Genomic DNA, 22,248 nt, shown 5'->3' on the forward strand with positions numbered 1-22,248 from the left:
ACAGTAATAAAAACAACAACAAAATACCTTGGAAAACTTCGTACTTTAAGGGTGCGCATCGTGGCTGAAACGTTTGCCAGCGGTATGAACGCGGCAAAACGTTCAAAGGAGGAAGAATGAAACACATCACCAAATTGCTGGCTGGTGCTGCTGTCGCGACCATGGTGTCGTTCGGCGCACACGCACAGGAAGTTACCCTGACCGTTCACCATTTCCTGGGTCCGAAAGCACCGGCCCAGTCGAAAATGATCGAGCCATGGGCAAAGAAAATCGAAGAAGAATCAAACGGCCGTATCAAGTTTGAAATCTTCCCGTCCATGTCTTTGGGCGGCAACCCGCCGGAACTGTATCGTCAGGTCCGTGATGGTGTTGCCGATATCGTCTGGACCCTGCCGGGTTATACCCCGGGTGTGTTCCCGCGTTTGGAAGTCTTTGAACTTCCGGGCGTTCATCTTGGCGACGCACGCGCAACCAACCTTGCGATGTGGGACCTCAAAGACGAATACGCCGAAGACCTTAAAGACGTCCACACCCTTGCAGTTCACGTTCATGCCGGTCAGGCCATCCATCTGACCGAAAAAGACGTCCGCACGGTTGAAGACGTCAAAGGCCTGAAACTGCGCACCCCGACCCGTACCGGGTCATGGATGATCGAAGCATGGGGCGCTGAACCTGTTGGCATGCCAGTCCCGGCCCTGCCGCAAGCTATGTCACTTGGTGTTGTTGATGGTGGTCTGGTGCCGTTCGAAGTGGTACCGCCGCTTAAACTGGCTGAACTGGTTTCCTATTCCGTTGAAGGCGAAGGTGTAAATTCCCGCTTTGGCACCTCGACCTTCCTGTTCGCGATGAACAAGGAACGCTATGACAGCCTGCCTGACGACCTCAAGGAAATCATCGACCGTAATTCCGGTCGTGAGTTTGCCGGTCATATCGGCGATGTCTTTAACGACGTCGAAGACGTCGGTCGCAAAATGATCAACGATGGCAAAGGTCAGGTCGTTAAACTGACAGCAGAACAAAAAGCAACCTTTGACGCGCCGGCCGCAACCGTTGTGGATCGCTGGATCGAAGAAGCCAACTCGAATGGTATCGACGGTGCAAAACTGGTCGAAGACGCCAAAGCAGCCGTTCTGTCCCATACCAAGTAACCTTTTCAAGGTACTGGAAAATCTTGTGGGGTCACGTATCATGCGATGCGTGACCCTGTTTTTCCCGCGAGATTGTTTGAATCATGAAAAACGTGCTGAATAAGGCCGCCGCCTGGTTTGCCGTTGCTGGCGGGTTTCTTGCCCTGCTGATTGCTGTGGTGACGATGGTCAATGTGACCGCCTTTGGCCTCGACAAACTGGCTCGACTGTTTGACGCCAATGTCCCTGCGATCATCGGCTACGAAGATTTCGTCAGCATGATCGTCAGTTCGGCGGCATTGATGTTCTTCCCCTACTGCCAATCGCGCCACGGCCACGTCGCTGTTGACGTGTTCATTAAAATGTTTCCGACGTGGTTTGCCCGTGTTGTTGACACGGTATCGGGCATCTGCATGACGGTACTGGCACTGTTCCTTGGCTATATGATGGTGCATGGACTGATCGAAGTGCGCAGCGACAATACTCTTTCCGCAATTCTGGGCTGGTCGATCTGGCCGTTTTATCTGCCGGGCATCGCATCGATGTTCCTGTGGGCGCTGATTGCCGGAAATCAGGTTTTCGAAAGAGAGTCCAATGTCTGAACGCGAATTAATCGGCCTTGGCGGCCTTGGGCTGCTGTTCTTCATTCTCGCACTGCGCGTTCCGGTTGGTCTTGCAATGGTGGGGGTCGGGATTGGCGGCAACTATGTGCTCAGCCTGTTCTTCCCGTTCCTGCGCTTTGATCCGTATCTGCAGCAATTCAAATCCCTGCTGTACGGGATTGTGTCGAACTATGAACTGTCCGTCGTGCCGCTGTTTGTCTTGATGGGCTATCTTGCCAGTCAGGCCAACCTGTCACGCGATCTGTTTCAGGGGGTCAATGCCATCCTTGGTCGTTTCCGGGGTGGCGTTGCCATGGCCGCCATTGGTGCGTGTGCCGGGTTTGGTGCGGTCTGCGGCTCATCGCTTGCCACCGCATCGACCATGGGCAAAGTCGCCCTGCCTGAACTCGACCGGCTGAAATATTCGCCGCGTCTGGCAACCGGCACGCTGGCGGCGGGCGGCACACTTGGCATTCTGATCCCGCCATCGGTCGCCCTTGTGATCTATGCGGTCACCGTCGAAGCATCAATCATCCAGATGTTTCAGGCCGCCATCATTCCGGGCATCATCGCGGTTCTGTTCTTTATGGCAGTGATTGCCATTCAGGTGCGCATCAACCCGTCACTGGCCCCCAAACCCGCCCCGATGGAGCCTGCTGAACGTAAAGAAGCCCTGCTGCGCCTGATCCCGGTCATGGTGATCTTTGGCGCGATCATTCTGGGCCTTGGTGCCGGTCTGTTCACCCCGACCCCGGCGGCCGGTGTTGGCGTGTTCGCCATTCTGGTATATGGCGCCTACATGCGGTTCCGTGGCAAGGGTGGCCTGACATGGCAAGGTCTGCGTCAGTCGCTCAAAGACACCGCGGTTACCTCCTCGATGATTTTCTTCATTCTGCTGGGTGCGGAAATCCTCAAAGGCTTCTTTAGCCGTGCCAACCTTCCGGCCTACATGGCCGAAGCAGCCGCCACCAGCGGCCTTGATCCATGGTTGATCATGGTTCTGATGCTCCTCGCCCTGATCGTTCTGGGCTGCTTCATGGAAAGCCTGTCGATGATTGTGGTCGTGATCCCGTTCTTCTGGCCGGCCTTGGTCGACATCAATGGTGGCGACTGGGCAACGGCAGCGACGGCGGCCTATGGCATGGGGGCGGAGGACCTTAAAATCTGGTTTGGTATTCTCGCCTTGATTGTCGTCGAACTGGGGCTGATAACCCCACCCGTCGGGCTGAATGTGTTTATCATCAATGCGCTGGCCAAGGGTGTCCCGATGAGCCAGACCTTCCGGGGTGTGATGCCGTTCTTTGGCGCAGAGATCATCCGTATTTTGCTGATCATCTTCGTCCCGGCACTCACCTTGTTTGTGCCCTCGTTCCTCGGTGGATAGCCAGATACCAATAAGATCACCAAAGCCCGCCATTTCCGATGGCGGGCTTTTCTTTTGATCACACCCAAAACAGGGTAAACTCGGCCATCCGTATCAGTGCCCAATCATAAGAAAGCCCATGCGCAACAGCATCCCGATCTATAAACTCTATGGCGAACGTGATGCCGATGCCCGAACGGCGGGCGGGTTTGATGCCACGCGCGATCCGGAAAACAGCACCGCCGAACCACAACCGATCACCGAACCAGAATTCTTTCACCTTGAAAGCATTCCCGAACGATCGCGCCTGCATGACTGGCACATCAAACCGCACCGCCACACCAATCTGTTTCAGTTGCTTTACATCACGCAGGGCTCGGCAAACATCAGTTTTGATGACCAGCATTTCACCATGCAATCGGGCCATCTGATCACGGTCCCGCCGGGCACTGTGCATGGCTTTAAATTCAGTGATGATATTGATGGCTGGGTGATTTCGCTGACCGATTATCACCTGCAACAAACGCTGGCCCCCGCCCCCAAACTGCTTGCCCGGCTTGATCAGGCTGTCTGCGTTGATACGGTCACCGGCACCACATCCGCACAGCAAAGCCCGATCGACTTTCTGATCCATCAACTGGTCCTGGAATATTACAGCCACAAAACCGGCCGGATGTTTGCGCTGCGCCATATTCTGGGATTGCTGTTGCTTGATATCGGGCGCAACACCCCACAGCACAGCACCACCACCCGCCTGTCGCGTCAGGAACAGAAAACCGGCAAATTCCGCAAGTTTCAGGCCCTTGTCGAAACGTTCTACAAACAGCACAAACCGCTTGAATTCTATGCGCGTGAAATCGGCATCACCACCACACAGCTTAACCGCATTGCCAAGGATATCTATGGCATGACCGCAAGTGAGGTGCTGCAAAACCGCCTGATGCTGGAAGCAAAACGCACCCTGATCTATACCGACATCGCCATTCAGCAAATCGCCGATGAACTGGGCTTTCGCGATGCCGGTTATTTTTCACGATTTTTCGCCAAACATGCCGGAATCCCGCCAGCAGAATTCCGGCGCGATCATCGCTAAGGTCTGCGCTGTACTGCGCCCGGAATGACTGATTTCTCCATTCCGGGCTTTCGCAACATGGCCCTATAACCAGCCACCCGTCCCGCTTAGATGTTCTGGCAAATCCTTAAGCGGCAGCTTGGTCAAATCCTTGGTGATTTCACCCTCAACCGTCATCTCAACCGCCTTTGACATTTTCTGGCGGACCGTGCCCATGATTTTTGGCGGTGCCACCACAATCAGATTATCAAACTTGCCGTCATTACGCTTGGCCGTCAGGTACGACATCACATCATCAACAAATTCGACCTGTGCATGTTCATGCGGGTCGGAACTGGGCGGCATGGCGTGGCGTTGCTGATTGCCGCCGGGGTTGGCAAAACCGCGACCGGGCTTGTCACTGGCAATTTCCGAACTGGATCGATTATCGGCAATCATTTCATGAACGGTTTCCAGATGACGGCCTTCGGCATCGTGATGCACGGAAATCACATGTGCGCGGCCACCATCGGCGACAAGGATCCACTGGTTCTTATGGGGCATTTCAAACCTGCCATTCGTTGTTGCAGATACCTCGCCAACGCCCGCAAACGCCATGATGTTCCAGCCAATCCCCGGAAAAACAAAAAGGGCCGATCCTCTGACCGGCCCTTTGATCTCTTTCGCGGAATGTCGTTGCGTCTACCGCCAGCCCAGCAACCAGCGATCCAGCCGCCCCAGCAACCAAGAAACGCACAAGCCCATCAAGGACAACACCACCACACCGGCAATCAATTGATCGGTCTGATACAGGTTCCCGGCCGCCAGAATAAGCGCCCCGATCCCGTATTGCGCGCCAATCATCTCGGCGGCAATCAACAGGATAATCGCAATCGATGATGAAATGCGGAACCCCGACAGGATGGTGGGCAATGCACCGGGCAATATGATCTTGCGGACCACCGAGGTCATCGGCAAATCAAAGCTTTGCCCCATACGGATCAGGTTGCGCTGAACGTTATCCACCCCGCCAAACGTATTGATCACGGTCGGGAAAAACACGCCAAAGGCAATGGTGGCAAACTTCGATGGTTCGCCAATGCCAAACCAGATGATAAACAGCGGCAACAGCGCAATCTTCGGGATCGGGAACAGGGCCGACACCAATGCCACACCGGGCGACCGCGCCCATGTAAACATGCCAACCAGAAAACCAACCACCAACCCGGCCACCGTCCCCATGATCCAGCCACCGACAAGGCGCTGTAACGACGCACCAAGGTGCAGCCAAAGGTCACCCGACACAATCAACTGCCAAAGTGCCTTGGCCACCGCAACCGGGCTTGGCATCGCAAGTTCGGAAATAAACCCGGTGCTTGATCCCAATTGCCACAGCGCAATCACCACCACAAAGCTGGCCCATGCCGCCACCGGATTGGATTTCGGGTTAAACCCCGTCGCCCGGAACCGCACCAGTGATGCAGGTGCGCCCTGCTCAACATCACGCGACATGCTCAAGCTCCTTATCGGCCGCAATTGCCTCATCACGGATCAACGCCCAAAGCGCCTGCTCATGCGCGATCAGTTCAGGCATGCCCTCAACCCGATCCTTGATCGGCACATCAATGTCATGGATTTCCTTGATCGTGCCCGGACGCCGGCGCAATGCCACCACCTTATGGGCCAGCCGCACCGCTTCATTCAGGTTATGGGTCACATACACCGCCGTCATGCCGGTACGCGCAAACATGTCGGAAAACTCATCAAGCAATAAAATCCGCGTCTGCGCATCCAGGGCCGACAGTGGCTCATCCATCAACAAGACTGCGGGCCGCACCGCCAACGCGCGCGCAATCCCCACCCGCTGCTTCATGCCACCCGAAAGCTGCTTGGGGTACGCATCGGCAAAATCTGAAAGGTTGGTTTGCGCCAAAACTTCGGCAATGCGGTCATCACGTTCGGATTTGGACAATGCGTGGTCTTCCAGCACCAGACTGATATTGCCCGCAACCGTGCGCCACGGCAAAAGTGCAAAGTCCTGAAAAACATACGTCAGCGGGTTTAAGCACCCCTCGGGCTTTGCCTGATCACACATCAGGACCTCCCCGCCGGTCGGTTTAAGCAACCCGCCAATAATCGACAGCAACGTCGATTTCCCACAGCCCGACGGCCCGATCAGGGCCACGACCTCACCCGGCTCAATGCCAAAATCAATGTCGCGCAATGCCTCGACCTGATCATAGCTGTGACTGACATTCTTGATATGAAGGCGCATCGCGCTCTCTTTTTAAAAGGACTAAAAAAATAACAACCGGGCCGAAGGCATGTCGCTTCGGCCCGGCTTAAAATCAGATGATCTTACTGACCCAGCGGCGCGATAAAGCTGGTATCGATGAACTCATCCGGGTTGGCATCGGCCGAAACGTACCCACGCTCCTGATACCATTTGACCTGCGCTTTGACGTCCTCGACATCAAGCTTGCCTTCCTCGGTGATGAACATCGCGCCATTGCGGATTTTCGGATAGGCCTTCTCGGCCGGATCGTCGCTATAGACATACTTGTGCACGATCTCAAGAATCTCGTCGGTGGTGTCACTTTTCACAAGCTTGCCATCGCTGTCCGTTGCCAAAAGCCCCGCCCGATAATCGGCAACCCCTTTTTGATAGGCGCGCACGAATTTCTCGACCACATCGCGACGTTCTTCAACATTGCTGGCCGATGTAAACAGACCACCAACCTGATAAGGCACATAATCCTTCACCCAGCCAATGATGTGTGCGGCCCCGGCATTGGCCAGCGGCTTTGCAATGTGCGGCACAATGATCATGCTATCGACCTGCCCGCTTTTAAGCGCGCCAATCATGTTGGGCACGGACTGAAGCGGCTTAAGCTCCATGCTTGCAAGGTCAACACCGGCCTTCTCGGCCACATTGCCAATCATGTAATGAAATGACGATCCAACCTGCGACAGCGCAAAGCTATGCCCGCCCAGCTTATCAACCGACGTCAAACCGGCCTCAAACGCCTTGTTCGATGCCAAAATCGCCGATCCGTCATAGCCCGCATCTTCATGAAGCTGCGCGCCAATCACCTTAAGCGCGCCCTTGCCCGCAAGGTTAAAGAAACCACCCGTAAACGCCGTCACGCCAAAATCAGCATCCCCCGATGCAATCGCCACCGCAACCGGCTGGGCCGACCGGAAAAACGTAATTTCCGCATCAAGCCCTTCGTCGGCGAAATAGCCCTTTTCCTTGGCGATAAACAAGGGCGAGCTTGAAACGAATGTCAGCGCGGCAATGTTGATTTTCTCCGCCGCATGTGCCGCCCCGCCCCCCAAAACAGCCGCACCAAGGGCGACGGCCAGCACCGAACGACGGGCGGCTGTTGCGGCACCCCGCCATAAATCATGTGAACGCATGTTTCCTCCTCAAAACCATTTTTTGTTCATTTATGTGTTCGCAATTTTGGTAGCCGATTAAGCGCCAAATTGCCAATGTTTAGCGCCTATTGCATGAAAATTGGCGGGTTTTGCCCCTTATGGGCTAATCGCACGAAACGATCTTTCGCCCGCTGGTGGAACGCCCGGCACGAGATTCCCGCCTGCGCGGGAATGACAGTGCCTGACAATCAGATCAATACAAACGTCATCCCCGCGAAACCCTTCCCCGTCATCCCCGCGAAGGCGGGGATCTCGCCCCACAAACTCCACCCTCACCGAGAACACCCCACACAAAATTGCCACCCCACACAAAACAGGCTAAAACCAGCACACCACCTTCACCCCCGTGACAAGGCCGATCATGCCAGAACAATCCCCGACATCCGCCCCCACCCCCAACGGCAAAACCGCCATGATCATCGGTGCCGGTCCCGCCGGGCTGATGGCCGCCGAACGGTTGGCGGGCGAAGGATATGCGGTGACATTGTATGAAGGCATGCCCAGTGCCGGGCGGAAATTCCTGATGGCCGGAAAATCGGGTCTGAACATCACGCATAGCGAAGATTTGGAAACCTTCCTGACCCGCTATGGCGCATCGCGCGAACGCCTCGAACCACACCTTAGAAAATTCGGCCCCGCCCAAATCCGCGACTGGTGTGCGGGGCTTGGCATTGAAACCTTTGTCGGGTCTTCGGGCCGGGTGTTCCCGACCACGATGAAGGCAAGCCCGCTTTTGCGTGCATGGCTCAAACGCTTGGATGGCTTGGGCTGTAAAATCCACTATCGCCACTATTGGACCGGCTGGAATGATGCCGATCAGGCCGTTTTTAAAACACCCGATGGCGAAACAACGGCCACGGCTGACATCACCGTGCTGGCCTTGGGCGGCGGAAGCTGGAAACGGCTGGGATCAGACGGCAAATGGATGGATATCCTGCAAAATGCCGGGATCAAATGCACCCCGTTCAAACCGGCCAATTGCGGCTTTGACGTCAACTGGACCGACCATTTGATTGATAAATGCGCCGGACAACCGGTAAAACCCGTCACCCTGACCTGTGGCACGCAAACCGTGCGCGGTGAATTCGTGATTTCCAAAACCGGGATCGAAGGCAGTGCGGTTTATGCCATCTCGGCAACGCTCCGCGATCAATGGCTTGAAACCGGGGACGCCACCCTCACACTCGACCTCGCCCCGGACCGCACACTGGAAGACGTCACCACCCGCCTTACCAAACCACGCGGCAAAAACTCCATGGGCAACCATTTGCGCAAATCGCTCGGCCTTGACGCCACCAAAACCGCCCTGATTTTTGAGGTCACCTCACGCGAAACCCTAAACGACCCAACAAAACTCGCCACCGCAATTAAGAGCCTCCCCCTCAAAATCACCAAACCCCGCCCGATTGATGAGGCCATCAGCACCGCTGGCGGCGTCGCATGGGAAGAACTCGACAAAACTTTCCAGCTTATCAAACGCCCCGGCACCTATTGCTTGGGCGAGATGGTCGATTGGGAAGCGCCTACTGGAGGGTATTTGTTGAGTGCTTCGCTTACGCACTAAATGCAAACAAACAACAATATCCAAAATTAATGGGCTAACATTCATAAGGAAAACTCCTTACCTATGTCAGCCCATTAATTTTTTAAGGTAATCACCTTTCTCATAGTCCCAGATTTGTGTCCATTCTTCAGCATCCTGAAATGAAGGATAAGCTGAATTACGTCTTGGACCAATTGCACGAATCAAAAGTGCTTCCAAATCTCCAATGGTAGTATACGTATCGTCGCTAAGACTATCTACTGGTTCGTCTAAAGTTAGTATCCCTGTTGACGGATCAGGACACCCAATTGGTCGAAATCCATACCAAGAAAACCGATCCCATTTATTTGCTAAATGATCAGAAAGATGGTCTTTTAATCGTTTTCCCAAACCCTGTTGGCGAGTTAAGCCAACGTATGTAGGACCGTAGTTATCAAATAAAATATAGATTCCCTGCTGATTTCGAAAATCACAAATGCGGATTTTTCCTCGATTAGCTCCTACTCTTCCAAGAAAACGAAAACTGTTCCGGTATCCTTTCCCTGGAGACCAATCAATTTCATCTAATCTCCAAAACTGACCAAAACTTGTAACCTTCATTAATTTTCCTATCGGTTCTCTCTTATGTACCATCCATAAAAAGGGGACAGATTTCTTTTCTGCCCCAAGAAAATGCCACGTCAATGACAATGCACCGACCCCGCCTTGTTATCCATGTGGCAACACTGACCGGGCGGGGAGCTTTTGCGGCATCCGCCGCCATGTTCAATCACCTGCCCCGCCGTCTGACCCGCCACAGTAAAGCCGCCCGCCGCATGAGCCGGCATGGGGTCTGCGCAAAGTGCAAACACCGCACCAATCGCCAAAATCATCATCACTTTCATCATCCGTCCTCCCCTGTGTCTTCCCGCATGTTTGCGTGATGATACGCATCAAACCGATGGCCGAATACTACTCACAAGGGCAGGACCAATTTGCATTCATGCGCGGCCTGTGCCTTAATGCCCGCTCCCGAGACAAACACTCCAAAAGCAAAAACAGCGAGGCAAGAACCATGGTCGACGCCAGTGATGGCGATGCCAATCGTCATGATATTTCCGATAGCGCATCTGAACTGACCCGCATGACGGATGCCGATCCGCAACGTCTGGCGGCCTATTACGATAAATGGGCCGAAAGCTATGACGCTGATTTGCCGAAAATGGGCTATGACGCACCACTGCGCGCAGCCGCCATCATGGTCGCACAGGATATCGCGTTTGATGCGCCGATTTTGGATGCCGGATGTGGCACCGGCCTGACCGGGCAGGAACTGGCACGGGCCGGATACACCGACCTCACCGGGATTGATTTATCACTGGAATCCCTGCAAGCCGCCGAGGCCAAGGGTGTCTATCGCCATCTTAAAAAGCGCGACATGAACAAGCCACTGGCCTTTGGCGACAATGGTTTTGCCGCCGTGCAATGCATCGGCACCCTGACCTATGTGCGTGAAAAACGCAAACTGATGGCCGAGTTTTGCCGCGTGGTCAAACGCGGCGGCATTGTCAGTTTCACCCACCGCGCCGATCTGTATGACGAGACCTTTGTTAAGGTCCTGACCGCCACCACGCGTGCGGGACTCTGGGAACAGGTTTCGCATTCCAACCCGATGCCCTATCTGCCGAACCATAAGGATTTCGGGGATAAGACGCATGTTTTCTATGACGTCTATCGTGTGAAATAACCTCGCGATTTCAGACCACTAAGCGACATTTCCCACCCCACACCTGAAACACCCCGCACCATAAATGCGATCCATTCGCATTTTATAGTTGACAAGATCAACCATTTCTAGGTAGTTGATTATGTCAACCAATTAAGCCTGCGCCAGTTAAGTCTGCGCCAGTCGAACCTACGCAAGTGCAAGCCCTAAAGCGCCCCTCGTGCCACCACACGGTCTGCGCATTGTTTGCCGCGCCACCAATGAAAGCAACCTTGCCCCATGCCGACCTTGCTCCACGTTTCGCCCAAGATTTACCCCGACGGCCTGCCACGCCCGCGTGCCGGTTTTGCCGCCATGGCCGTGTTATTGACCATCACCATGGCCGTGCTGGATGGCACGATCATGAATGTCGCGTTGCCCACCATCGCACAGGATCAGGGGGTATCCCCGGCCCATGCCATCTGGGTCGTTACCGCCTATCAGTTGGCGATTGTTGTCTCCCTGCTCCCCCTTGCCGCGCTTGGCGAGGCGATTGGTTTTCGCAAGGTTTACCTAAGCGGCATTGCGATTTTTGGCATTGCATCGGGCCTCTGTGCCATGGCGCCCAATATTGAATTCCTGACGGCGGCCCGCGTGTTACAGGGTCTTGGCGGTGCGGCACTGATGAGCATCAATGGTGCTGTCATGCGCCATATCTTCCCGCAGGCCAAACTGGGCCGTGCCATTGGCTGGATCGCCATGACGGTGTCGGTCTCGGCCGCTGCCGGGCCGACGATTGCCTCTGGTATTCTGGCGGTTGCAAGCTGGCACTGGCTGTTTTTGATCAATGTGCCGATTTCCGTTCTGGCAATTGTCATTGGCTATTTCACCCTGCCCTTTAACGCCCCGACCCGCACCCGGTTTGATTTCATCAGTGCGCTGTTAAACGTGTTTGCCTTTGGCGGCCTGATTTCCGCCCTTGGCAATGTGGGCACGCAAAGTCACCCGGCTCTGATCACCGCGCAATTTGCCATTGCCATTCTGGCGGGCATCGCACTGGTGCGTCGCCAATTGTCCAAAGACCGCCCGATGTTGCCGATTGATCTTTTGCGCCTGCCGGTGTTTGCCTGCTCCATCGGGTCATCGGTCTGTGGTTTTTGCGCCCAGATGATTGCATTCGTCGCACTCCCGTTCTATTTCCATGATGTGTTGGGATATAGCGCGACCGTCACAGGACTTTTGATGACCCCATGGCCGCTTGCCACCGCCATTGCCGCCCCGGTTGCCGGACGGCTGGCGGATAAATATTCGCCAATCCGCCTGACCGGCATGGGCATGGCGCTGTTTGCCTGCGGGCTTTATGCCACCACACTGGTGTCAACGGCGGGAAGTTACGGCGAAATGATTGCCGCGCTGGCACTGTGTGGGGTTGGCTTTGGCCTGTTTCAGGCCCCCAACAATCGCCTGATGCTGACCTCCGCCCCGCGTGACCGTTCCGGCGGTGCCAGTGGGATGTTGTCCACCGCACGCCTCACGGGACAATCGATTGGGGCGGCCACGGCTGCCATCCTGATCGGCATCAGCGGGTCGTTTGAACTGCACACGATCATGAGCTTTGCGGCCGGTGCGGCACTGCTTTCGGCCATCATCTGCGAAGGGCGTCGCCATGCCCTTCGGACCGGATGGATCACACGCCCGGCGGGCATGTAAGGACAGGACCATGACAACCGACCCAAACGCGCCAACCGCCTCAACCGCGCCAAACGCCCCAAACGATCCGGCACATGTTCCCGGCGAAACCCTGCATCGGTTAATCCATGCCTATAAACGCACCACCATGAACGCCATGCAGGCCGCCGATATGCCGATGCCGATGTCGCACAAACGCGTGCTGAAATGGATCATCAAGCTGCCGGGCATCACCGCCCAGCAAATGGCCGAAAAATCCGGTCAGGACAAAGGCCGCATCACCCGGCTTATCAAAGAAATCGAAAACGAGGGCCTGATTGAAAGACGGCCCCATCCCGAAGATCGACGCAGCCAGACCCTGCATTTGACGCCCGCCGGTGACACACTGATGACCGAATTTCGCAGTGTCGAACAGGATGTCAGAACCCGAATGACGCGCGGGCTTACGCCACAGCAGATCCAGACCTTTGTCGAAATCGCCAATCTGATGGCCGACAATCTGGAAAACCCCAATTGCAAGAAAACGGTCCAGCCAGACGAATAAATCCCAATGGACCAAGGAGCCCCCCATAATGAGTAAACCTGCCCCCCGCGATCTGACCGTGATCGGCAAAAAATATGTCACCCCCGACATGCTGCGCGTCACCCTTGGCGGTGATGGCATGGCATCCTTTCCCGAGGATCAGGCAAGTGCTTATGTCAAACTGATCTTCCCGATTGAGGGCGATGAAAAGGACCGCGTTTTGCGCCGGACCTATACCATCCGTCATGACCGCATGACCGATCAGGGCCGTGAAGTTGACATTGATTTTGTCATGCACGGCGAAAGTGACGATGGCACCGACCACGGCGGCCCGGCGTCAAACTGGGCGGTCAATTGCCAACCCGGCGACATGATCACCATCGGCGGCCCCGGCCCGAAAAAGCTGGTGGATACCACCGCCGACTGGTTCCTGATTGTCGGCGATATGACCGCCCTTCCGGCCGTCTCGGTCAATCTTGAAACCCTGCCTGCGGATGCGCGCGGCTATGCGGTGATTGAAATCCATTCCGAAGCCGACATGCAGGATTTGGTCAAACCCGAAAACATCACCATTGAATGGGTGATCAACCCGACACCGGGCACGCAGAACACAGCGCTCAGCGACATCGTCAAAAGGCTGCCATGGCATGACGGTCGCCCGTCGGTCTGGGCGGCGTGTGAATTCACCTCGATGAAGGAACTGCGCAGCTATTTCCGCAATGACCGCAACCTTGGCAAGGATGACTTCTACATCTCAAGCTATTGGAAACTTGGCATGAACGAAGACAAACACAAGGTCATCAAATCCGAAGATGCCCAAAACGCGGCCTAACCCGCACGCCCGCATTTAGGTACCTTTTAAACCGCAACCGGCCCTTGTTTTGGTGCCGGTTGTTTTGCATCTGCCATGATCAAACATATTGCGAATGCAACCGCGCCATACGGCGGCGGGCGAAAAAGCCGGTATATTGGTCGGTTTTGACGTCTTCGGGGTGCAGTTCCCCGTCCTCTTTGCGCCAAAAGGCCCGGCTGGCCCCGATCACGCCTTTTTCCGAACTGTAAACCGCCATCACGATGATCTCGACCCGGCACTCATGCCCGGCCCCAATCGCATCGTTCCGGGTGCCGCCATTCTCACTGTTTTTTTGTGCCCGACGCCAGATACGGTTAAGCAGATTTTGAAACGCCCCAAGCTCAATGCATTTCCCCGATCCAAGCGGGCCCTGCAAGGTCACTTCATCCAGTCGGGCCGACAGCATGGCGTTCTGGTCTTTCTCGCCTGAACTTTGTTCGGGATCAGCATCGGTCACCAGTTCACAGACCCGGTCCTCACCGCTGCCCATACACACCAGCACCTTATCAATATGGATGGCTTCCTGGCTCATATTGCTGATCAGAAAGCGGGCTTTGTCGGAATTGCCCAGCATCTGATTGATCACGATTTTCGGGCGGCGAGCCCGGCGGTAGCTTTGAAACAGCAATTGCGCATAAAAAATCCAGATCAACAATGTGGCCACACTGACCCCGACCTGAAGCAAGGTGGCATGTTGTTCAATCCACGTTTCCATGTGCGTCCTTTGCTGACTTAATCCAACGGCATGCTCTGCCAACCTATATCCCAACGCACCCACACGGGTTTTGGTTCCGCAAACCCGGTTTAACGCCCGCTGGCTTTGGTTTTGGCTTTGGCGTTGGCTTTGGTCCCGCCCGCAACGCAAAACACCCCGGCCAATGACCGGGGTGTTCGATAAGGTGATAGACAAAGCCGTTAAGCGTTAATCAGGCCGCGACACTCCCATGCGGATCAATGACGAATTTCTTCGCCGCCCCGCCGTCAAAATCGGCATAGCCCTTTGGTGCCTGATCAAGGTTGATCATCTGCACATTGACGGCCTTGGCGATGTCGATCTTTTCAAACAAAATCGCCTGCATCAGGTTGCGGTGATATTTCATCACCGGGCACTGACCGGTATGCAACGAATGTGATTTCGCCCACGCAAGGCCAAACCGCATGCTCAGCGCGCCATGCTTGGCCGCATCATCGACCGCACCGGGATCTTCGGTCACATACAGACCCGGAATGCCGATCTGACCACCCGCACGGGTGATTTGCATGGCAGAGTTAAGCACTGTCGCCGGGGCTTCATGACCATGGTTACAGCCACAGCCATGCGCCTCAAACCCGACGCAATCGACAAAGCAATCCACTTCCCGGTCACCCAGAATGGCTTCAAGCTTGTCTTCCATCGGCCCTTCTTGTTTCAGATCGATGGTCTCACACCCGAAACTGCGCGCCTGTGCCAGACGATCATCAATCATGTCGCCAACCACAACACAGGCCGCCCCCAGAAGGTGCGCCGATGCCGCCGCCGCCAGCCCCACCGGACCGGCACCTGCGATATAAACCGTTGATCCCGGACCAACCCCGGCGGTGACACAGCCATGGAACCCGGTCGGGAAAATATCGGACAGCAACGTCAAATCGCGGATTTTCTCCATCGCCTGATCGGCATCGGGGAATTTCAAAAGGTTAAAGTCGGCATAGGGCACCATGACATATTCGGCCTGTCCACCGACCCAGCCGCCCATATCGACATAGCCATATGCCGCACCGGGGCGCGACGGGTTCACATTCAGGCAAATGCCCGTCAAACCCGATTTACAATTGCGGCACCGTCCGCACGCAATGTTAAACGGCACCGAACACACATCCCCGACTTTCAGGAACTCAACATCCCGGCCGGTTTCAATGATCACACCAGTGATCTCATGCCCCAGTACAAGGCCTTCTTCTGCTGTCGTCCGGCCGCGCACCATATGCTGGTCACTGCCACAGATATTGGTCGTGATCACTTTAAGAATGACGCCGTGTTCGCATTTACGGTTGCCCAGCGCCAGTTCAGGAAAGGCAATCGCCTCAATGGCCACTTGCCCCGCACCTTTATAGATCACGCCACGATTTGATGGATTACTCATTTTTCGTTTCCTCTCGCCTGACATTTGTTTTCAGGATTGTGCGTATCGCCTGGGCTGTCTGGGGCTGCTTGGGACTTTTTGTTTTTGTATCTGCCACCAACCAAACTCATAGCGTTTTTACTTTGTCGCCATACACAATCAAAACGGTATGGCTCACCCCATACCTTGTCAAACGAACTGAACGCCGTTCGCTAAACATCCTCTTGTGTTCAGAACATTTGCGACGTTTGGAAAAAACGAACAAAAAAACGCCCCGGCCAGTTTCTGGCACGGGGCGTTTTTATTCAGCCTGATAACCCTTCTGATCAGGGTGCCGGCGGCAGGTCTTCTTCAAGAATGACCAAATTCAGCGAGTAGCTGACTTCGCCTTCGTCCTCGTCACGATGCACGACACCGACGAATTCATCGCCAACACGCATTTCGATCGGGTAGCCTTTTTTCTTCGGCGGGTCGATGGCGATGAGTTTATTGTCAAAGGTGCGGCGCAGATAATCGGTAACGCGCGCAATTTCGGTCGGTGTCATAGAACTTGCCCCTTGTTCTTTGCAGTCGGCTTACATCTGTTAATCCGCAGAATATCGCAAGCGCCATCCGGCGTCAGCAGCGATCCTGCGATGTATAAATCTTGTGCCCATTGTCTTCCACAAACCACCCCTGCAAATCAAGCCCGCGACGGCAAAAAAGACCGATTTGATCAAATTTTACCGCCTGCTGTTTCAGGATATGTCCGATCTTCGACGCTGGACCCGTTTCTCAAACATAGGGAACTTTGCGCATTATTTCCAATCTGCGTTTCCCATCCGGTGTGCTTTGGGGCAAAATCCGCCCAAACCAGTTGCAATCCCAGAGCACAGCCGTTAAGCCGAAGATATGACCGAGATTGACCAAACCACCCCGGCCCAAAGCGACGCCAAAGCCACCGACGCAGCCAGCAACGAAGCCCGCAACGCGGCGACAAACCCGCCCGTTCTCTACAGCTTCCGGCGCTGCCCCTATGCCATGCGCGCCCGTATGGCCTTGCTCTCGGCTGGCATTGACGTCGAACTGCGCGAAGTTGTGTTGCGCGACAAACCCCAATCCATGATCGATGCGTCCCCCAAGGCAACCGTGCCGGTCCTGATCCAGCCCGATGGCACCGTGATTGACGAAAGCCTCGAAATCATGGTCTGGGCCCTGGTCGAAAACGATCCCAATGACTGGATGACACCCGAAAGCGGCACGCTCGATGATATGCTGGCCCTGATCGCGCAAAATGACGGCCCGTTCAAGCATCACCTTGATCGCTACAAATACCATACCCGGTATGAGCACGCCGATCCGGCCGAACACCGCCGCGATGCCGAAAAAATCCTCAACCGTCTGGATGGCCGCTTGGCCGTTGGCCGCTATTTGTTTGGATCGCGCCCGGCTCTGGCCGATTTTGCCATTGCCCCGTTTGTCCGCCAGTTCGCCAACGCCGACCGTGATGCGTTTGACGCCATGCCGTTTGTCCATGTGCAGCGCTGGCTGGCTGATTTTCTGGCCTCAAGCTTCTTTGAACGCGCCATGACCAAATACGACCAGTGGCACGAAGGCGACGCACCGATTGTGTTTAAGGCGGCCTAAAGCGTATTGCTTTTCCGGGCCCAAATGTCGGTTAACCACCTATGTGTGGATCGGCTCAATCGTCAGGGTCAAAAGAAGGGAACTCAGGCACTTGCCATGCGGATCAAGTGCCAGTGACCGTGTAACCCCGCCCCCCAACGCATCATGCATCACAAAGTTAAGCGCACCGATCTGCGGCAACTCATAGCGCAGGACTTCGCCGCGAACCATTGTTCCGAAATGGTCTCGCACCCGTTCTGCTGTGACCTGACGCACCAGAATTGGCCAGTCTTCTGCGCGATAGGCAATCACCGAAACATTGGAAATGTTGCCTTTGTCCCCGGTACGGGAATGGGCAATATCGCGTAGCTGCACCATCAGGCCTCCATCATCTCGAAATGTGTCTTCAAATGCCCCTCGGGCAACAGCCCCGATACGATGGCAACGATTTCGCGTGTTGATTTGGTGACACCCCCGCCACCAGCCGGGCCATTCAGATACAGGCTTTCGACTTCTTCACCGATGCGCGCCGCCGTCGCAAGGTCATCGGTCCTCACAACAAAGCGCAAACGAACTTCACCGGGCGCGTCGTCTGCTGGCTCGGCTTGCGGGAACACGGAATTCACACCAATCAGCTCACCACGGATTTCCTGACAACAAATCCCGGCCAGTTCCATCCGCTGATGCAAGATATCAAGGGCAAGGCGTCCACGCGCCACGGCCCCCGGCCCGGCATAGGAAATTTGCCCTTCACCAACACAGGAATCCACATAGCCGACGGAAACTTTCAGACTTCCGGTTTTCTGGAAACCATTTCCACCGGCGATCGCAACCCGGTCTGGCCCGATTTCTGTAATCTCCACCCCGGAAAAATCCGCAATGACATCGGGCTGGATATATCTTTTGGGGTCGTGGACCTCATAAAGAAGCTGCTCCTTACAGGTCGCAGCAGTAACGCACCCACCCGTGCCACCAAGCTTGGTAATAACTGCATTTCCGTTTTCGGTGATCTCGGCAATCGGAAAACCCAACCGCGCAAGATCGGGTACATCCTTGATTCCCGGATCGGCAAAATACCCGCCGGTGATTTGCCCGCCACATTCTAAAAGATGACCAACAAGCGTACCGCGACCAAGCCGCGTCCAGTCATCCATTTCCCAGCCAAATTCAAAAATCTGCGGCGCAAGAAACATCGACGGATCTGCCGCGCGCCCGGTCAGGATGACATCTGCCCCGGCAACCAGGGCATCAACAATCCCGCCGGCCCCAAGATAGGCATTTGCCGAAACAACCTGTTTGTTGAAATCGCGCAGGGCACAGTTTTCTTCGTCGATATGAAACGTATCAGGCGACAGGATATCAAGGACGTCATCCCCTTGAACTGCCGCCACACGCAATCCCGTCAAGCCCAGTTCACGCGCAATTTCGACCGTCCGTTTGGCGGCACCAACCGGGTTCGCCGCCCCCATATTGGAAATGATCCGAATTCCCTTGTCACGACAAACGGACAGAACTGCGCGCATCCGGCGCTCAAGCAACGGATCAAAACCCGCCTGCGGATCGCGCATTTTTGCCTGCTGGGCAAGGGCAATGGTCCGCTCGGCAAGGCATTCGAAAATCAGATAATCAATTTCACCATGCTTTGCCAATTCAACAGCTGGCTCGATCCGGTCGCCGGAAAACCCGGCACCAGTTCCAATGCGGATTGTCTTCATTGTCCGCCCTCCAGCATCGCACGGCGCGCATCACGCCCGAAAAACAGAAACCCGCCCAGCAAACCTGCCGCGATGAGCGGTGTCAGAAATGCGGGCCAAAGCGCGATGGCAATCACAACAACCAACAAGGCCCGATCAACCCACAGGCGCCCGAAAAGCGGCTGACCACCAAGCAACGCCGGAATAGCAACCACCAGAACCAGCCCGGACAAAATCGCATTGCCCACGGCCATCGTGCCCCCACCGCCGGTCATGCCGGGATACAGAAGCAACATGAACGGCACCACATAGGTCATCGCCCCAAGGCGCACAGCCTCAACCGCGGCGGGCAACCAGTTGGTTTGCGCAATGCCCGACGCCACAAACACCGCAACACAAACAGGCGGTGTAATCACCGAGATGGTGGCAAAGTAAAAAACAAAAAGATGTGCCGTCAGCGGCTCGATCCCGACTGCAATCATGGCCGGTGCCAGAACGGCGGCAACCAGCACATAGGCCGCAGTTGTCGGCAATCCCATGCCCATGATCATGCACACCAGACCGACAATCATCGCCACCAGAACGGTTGAATCACCGGCAATGGCAACAATCATCGAACTCAGCGTCACGCCAATCCCGGTCATATTGATCATAGAAACCAGTATTTGCGCCCCGGCAAGCAAGACACCAATGATCACCATGCCCTTGCCTGCATCCGTGACACCGTCAAGAATTCGGCCAAACATGTCGCGCACCGACAACTGCCCGATGGAGGTTGCGACAAACGCCACCAAAAGCCCGCCCATCCCGTAAAAGGCCGATGTCGCGACCGAACGGCCCATGAAAATACCAACCCCAAGACAGCCAAGGGCGGCAACAATCGGCAATACCCTGCGCAGTGCCAGAATGTCCGACCATGCCGGAAGTTCGTCTTCGGGAACAAGGGCCAGGTTCCGCCGGGTGGCAACGATATGGACGGTGACAAACACCGACAGGTAAAACAAAACAGCCGGAATAACTGCGGCAATCATCACATCGACATAGGCAATGCCAAGGATCTCGGCCATGACAAAGGCCGCCGCCCCCATGATCGGCGGGGCAATCTGCCCACCGGTCGATGCCACCGCTTCTACTGCGGCGGCAAGTGGGGCGGGATAACCAAGCCTGCGCATCATTGGAATGGTGAAATTGCCGGTGGTCGCCACATTGGCAACGGCTGAACCGGAAATCATGCCAAACAGGCCGCTGGAAATAATCGCAATCTTGGCAGCCCCACCGCGCTGACGGCCACCAAGCCGCATGGCCAGATCCATAAAGCTTTGTCCGCCACCGGTATGCAGCAACAAGGCACCAAAAAGAACAAACGCGGCAATCACCGTGGCCGCAACCCCGGTCAGCATGCCCCAGATACCAAGGTCGCCAAGAAAGATCGTCTCGGTAACAAACTCGACGTCAAAGCCGCGGTGTCCAAGGCTTCCGGGAAGATAGTTGCCAAGCAAGGCATACAACAAACCGGCAATAACAAGTGCAGGGAAAATTGCCCCGACCGCACGACGACCGACTTCCAGAACCGTCACGACAAGCCCAACCGTCAACGCCATATCAAGCTTGGTCGCCCATGGCAGGGTTGTCATGATTTCATCGTAGTTCACCACGATATAGCTACACGCGCTGACCGTTATCCCCGCCAGCATGAGGTCAACGACCAGACCAACCTTGCGCCAGGTCGTTCCCTGCCCCAATGGATAAAGACTAAGCCCCAGACACGTGACAAGCGCGAGAAAAACCGCCCTCTGAATCAAACTTTCAAACGGGCCTGTTGCAGCGGTATAAAAAACGAATATCCCCACAAGCAACGCAAACCCGTCGCGGATGCGCACAGACATGGCGGTTTTCCTCTAGATGCTTTGGTTTCTTATTATTTGCTCGGGTCGAGATTGGCCGGGATGTCATAGCCGTTTTCGCGGAACCATTTTGCGGCCCCCGGATGCAGCGGAATGGTCGCATACTGCAAAGTCAACTCGGCCAGATTGACACCCTTCACACTTGCCATGGCAGCCCCCTGAACCTCGGTATCGGCCATGACAGCTTCAACGATCTTATAGGCCGCATCTTCTGACAGGTTCGCCCCCGCACCAACGCCAACGCCAAAGCTCCAGGTCGAATACGCCGGAATGCCGTCTGAAGCACCTTCGGGAATATCCACCACCGAAACATCGGGCATCTTCTCGATCAGGGTCTGTTTCTGTGCATCGGTCAGGCTCAGAACCTTGATCGGGGTAAAGGTCGCAATATCAAGGGTTGAACTGTCAAGCTTAAGACCCGCACCCGATTTAACGTACCCGGTCACGCGGTTATCCTTGATCATGTCAACGACGTCGGTGGTTGACCCACGGACATAGTCAGACGTCAGATCAAGTGCTTCGAAAACAGCTTCGGTCGTACTTTCCGTGGCTGATCCCTTGATCCCCGGATTAAACCGCTGACCGGAAAGATCGGCAAGACTGTTAATACCGGCATCGTCGCGCACAATGACGTTCTGCGGTGCGCCGGTATATACCCAAAGCAGGCCCAGACCGGCCATCGGTTTACCATCGAAACCCTTTGCACCTGCATGGGCATGCTGCGCAACGTTGGTGGTAACCAGTCCAAGATCAATCTGATTGCGCTCGATCCGGCGCAGGTTATCCATCGTCGCACCCGTTTCAACAACCGATGCTTCAATGCCGTTGTCTGCATCGTTGACCAGTTTGGCAACAGAAACAAAATACCCGTAATGCGACGAAGACGCCGAGGTTGAACCAATCAGCAACTTTTCCTGCGCAAAAGCCGGCAGCGAAAGACCAAAGGCGAGCGCACTCGCCAAAGCAAACTTGGCAATTTTCATAGTGTATTCCTCCCTATGCCTGTTCAGGCATGTTTTACGTCCCGCCAGCGACTTTATACATTCGTTATTCTTGGCGGACAGAAA

Annotated in this window: 23 protein-coding genes; 10 read left to right on the top strand and 13 right to left on the bottom strand. The window is 55.3% G+C overall.

Going from position 1 to position 22,248, the window contains the following annotated elements:
- Positions 1–116 precede the first annotated feature (116 nt).
- The 4 genes from COO92_RS06680 (at position 117) to COO92_RS06695 (ending at position 4,185) form a co-directional block, all read left to right on the top strand.
- Entirely contained in the window at positions 117–1,148 is a 1,032-nt protein-coding gene (locus tag COO92_RS06680) for a TRAP transporter substrate-binding protein (RefSeq protein WP_101300800.1), read from the top strand.
- An 83-nt stretch (positions 1,149–1,231) separates the two neighbouring features.
- Complete coding sequence (locus COO92_RS06685; protein WP_101300802.1) at positions 1,232–1,729, top strand: TRAP transporter small permease; 498 nt, start codon at positions 1,232–1,234, stop codon at positions 1,727–1,729.
- Positions 1,722–3,113, top strand: a complete 1,392-nt coding sequence (locus COO92_RS06690) for a TRAP transporter large permease (RefSeq protein ID WP_101300804.1) — start codon at positions 1,722–1,724, stop codon at positions 3,111–3,113. Before COO92_RS06685 ends, COO92_RS06690 begins: the two co-directional genes overlap by 8 nt.
- Before the next feature lie 118 nt (positions 3,114–3,231).
- The gene (locus COO92_RS06695; RefSeq protein ID WP_101300806.1) at positions 3,232–4,185 is read left to right on the top strand and encodes a helix-turn-helix domain-containing protein; all 954 of its coding nucleotides are present in this window, start codon (positions 3,232–3,234) and stop codon (positions 4,183–4,185) included.
- Between the two features lie 63 nt (positions 4,186–4,248).
- On the opposite strand, the gene COO92_RS06700 is transcribed toward COO92_RS06695, so the two are convergent.
- The 4 genes from COO92_RS06700 to COO92_RS06715 form a co-directional block, all read right to left on the bottom strand.
- Positions 4,249–4,707: a host attachment protein gene (locus tag COO92_RS06700; RefSeq protein WP_165792289.1), complete on the bottom strand. Its 459-nt coding sequence runs from the start codon at positions 4,705–4,707 to the stop codon at positions 4,249–4,251.
- Positions 4,708–4,845: 138 nt separating this feature from the next.
- Positions 4,846–5,655: an ABC transporter permease gene (locus COO92_RS06705; protein WP_101300808.1), complete on the bottom strand. Its 810-nt coding sequence runs from the start codon at positions 5,653–5,655 to the stop codon at positions 4,846–4,848.
- Positions 5,645–6,418, bottom strand: coding sequence for an ABC transporter ATP-binding protein (locus tag COO92_RS06710; RefSeq protein ID WP_101300810.1), 774 nt, complete (start codon positions 6,416–6,418; stop codon positions 5,645–5,647). Before COO92_RS06710 ends, COO92_RS06705 begins: the two co-directional genes overlap by 11 nt.
- An 83-nt stretch (positions 6,419–6,501) precedes the next feature.
- A complete protein-coding gene (locus COO92_RS06715; protein ID WP_101300812.1) occupies positions 6,502–7,563 on the bottom strand; it encodes an ABC transporter substrate-binding protein in 1,062 nt (353 codons plus the stop codon).
- Positions 7,564–7,945: 382 nt separating this feature from the next.
- Here COO92_RS06715 and COO92_RS06720 point away from each other — a divergent pair, with 382 nt between their 5' ends.
- Positions 7,946–9,148: a TIGR03862 family flavoprotein gene (locus tag COO92_RS06720; protein ID WP_101300814.1), complete on the top strand. Its 1,203-nt coding sequence runs from the start codon at positions 7,946–7,948 to the stop codon at positions 9,146–9,148.
- A gap of 66 nt (positions 9,149–9,214) precedes the next feature.
- On the opposite strand, the gene COO92_RS06725 is transcribed toward COO92_RS06720, so the two are convergent.
- Both COO92_RS06725 and COO92_RS06730 read right to left on the bottom strand, forming a co-directional pair.
- Positions 9,215–9,727 carry a hypothetical protein gene (locus COO92_RS06725; RefSeq protein ID WP_101300816.1) on the bottom strand — a complete coding sequence of 171 codons (513 nt, stop codon included), beginning with the start codon at positions 9,725–9,727 and terminating at the stop codon, positions 9,215–9,217.
- Positions 9,728–9,807: 80 nt separating this feature from the next.
- The gene (locus COO92_RS06730) at positions 9,808–10,014 is read right to left on the bottom strand and encodes a hypothetical protein (protein ID WP_101300817.1); all 207 of its coding nucleotides are present in this window, start codon (positions 10,012–10,014) and stop codon (positions 9,808–9,810) included.
- 167 nt (positions 10,015–10,181) lie between these two features.
- Between COO92_RS06730 and COO92_RS06735 the strand changes: the two genes are divergently transcribed.
- The 4 genes from COO92_RS06735 to COO92_RS06750 all read left to right on the top strand — a co-directional run bounded on the left by COO92_RS06735 (position 10,182) and on the right by COO92_RS06750 (position 13,855).
- Positions 10,182–10,853, top strand: coding sequence for a class I SAM-dependent DNA methyltransferase (locus COO92_RS06735; protein WP_165792290.1), 672 nt, complete (start codon positions 10,182–10,184; stop codon positions 10,851–10,853).
- 258 nt (positions 10,854–11,111) lie between these two features.
- Complete coding sequence (locus COO92_RS06740) at positions 11,112–12,521, top strand: MFS transporter (protein ID WP_101300820.1); 1,410 nt, start codon at positions 11,112–11,114, stop codon at positions 12,519–12,521.
- 10 nt (positions 12,522–12,531) lie between these two features.
- Positions 12,532–13,044, top strand: a complete 513-nt coding sequence (locus tag COO92_RS06745; protein ID WP_101300822.1) for a MarR family winged helix-turn-helix transcriptional regulator — start codon at positions 12,532–12,534, stop codon at positions 13,042–13,044.
- Between the two features lie 28 nt (positions 13,045–13,072).
- On the top strand, positions 13,073–13,855 hold the full coding sequence (locus COO92_RS06750; protein ID WP_101300823.1) for a siderophore-interacting protein: 783 nt from the start codon (positions 13,073–13,075) through the stop codon (positions 13,853–13,855).
- A 79-nt stretch (positions 13,856–13,934) separates the two neighbouring features.
- Here COO92_RS06750 and COO92_RS06755 read toward each other — a convergent pair whose 3' ends face one another.
- From COO92_RS06755 to COO92_RS06765, 3 genes are all read right to left on the bottom strand, one after another.
- Positions 13,935–14,591, bottom strand: a complete 657-nt coding sequence (locus COO92_RS06755; RefSeq protein WP_101300825.1) for a hypothetical protein — start codon at positions 14,589–14,591, stop codon at positions 13,935–13,937.
- Between the two features lie 211 nt (positions 14,592–14,802).
- Positions 14,803–15,999, bottom strand: a complete 1,197-nt coding sequence (gene fdhA / locus COO92_RS06760) for a formaldehyde dehydrogenase, glutathione-independent (protein ID WP_101300827.1) — start codon at positions 15,997–15,999, stop codon at positions 14,803–14,805.
- Positions 16,000–16,304: 305 nt separating this feature from the next.
- Positions 16,305–16,523, bottom strand: coding sequence for a DUF3126 family protein (locus COO92_RS06765; RefSeq protein ID WP_022732516.1), 219 nt, complete (start codon positions 16,521–16,523; stop codon positions 16,305–16,307).
- A gap of 346 nt (positions 16,524–16,869) precedes the next feature.
- Here COO92_RS06765 and COO92_RS06770 point away from each other — a divergent pair, with 346 nt between their 5' ends.
- Entirely contained in the window at positions 16,870–17,604 is a 735-nt protein-coding gene (locus COO92_RS06770; RefSeq protein ID WP_101300828.1) for a glutathione S-transferase, read from the top strand.
- A gap of 39 nt (positions 17,605–17,643) precedes the next feature.
- Here COO92_RS06770 and COO92_RS06775 read toward each other — a convergent pair whose 3' ends face one another.
- Genes COO92_RS06775 through COO92_RS06790 form a run of 4 tightly spaced genes read right to left on the bottom strand, consistent with a single transcriptional unit; the run spans position 17,644 to position 22,164 of the window.
- A complete protein-coding gene (locus COO92_RS06775) occupies positions 17,644–17,961 on the bottom strand; it encodes an AtuA-related protein (RefSeq protein WP_420823337.1) in 318 nt (105 codons plus the stop codon).
- The gene (locus tag COO92_RS06780; RefSeq protein WP_101300830.1) at positions 17,961–19,298 is read right to left on the bottom strand and encodes an acyclic terpene utilization AtuA family protein; all 1,338 of its coding nucleotides are present in this window, start codon (positions 19,296–19,298) and stop codon (positions 17,961–17,963) included. The genes COO92_RS06775 and COO92_RS06780 overlap by 1 nt, the downstream gene beginning before the upstream one ends.
- On the bottom strand, positions 19,295–21,163 hold the full coding sequence (locus COO92_RS06785) for a TRAP transporter permease (RefSeq protein ID WP_101300832.1): 1,869 nt from the start codon (positions 21,161–21,163) through the stop codon (positions 19,295–19,297). Before COO92_RS06785 ends, COO92_RS06780 begins: the two co-directional genes overlap by 4 nt.
- A gap of 32 nt (positions 21,164–21,195) precedes the next feature.
- Positions 21,196–22,164, bottom strand: a complete 969-nt coding sequence (locus COO92_RS06790; RefSeq protein WP_101300834.1) for a TAXI family TRAP transporter solute-binding subunit — start codon at positions 22,162–22,164, stop codon at positions 21,196–21,198.
- Positions 22,165–22,248 lie beyond the last annotated feature (84 nt).

Origin of the sequence: Thalassospira lohafexi, assembly GCF_002844275.1 — a bacterium.
GTDB classification, from domain to species: domain Bacteria; phylum Pseudomonadota; class Alphaproteobacteria; order Rhodospirillales; family Thalassospiraceae; genus Thalassospira; species Thalassospira lohafexi.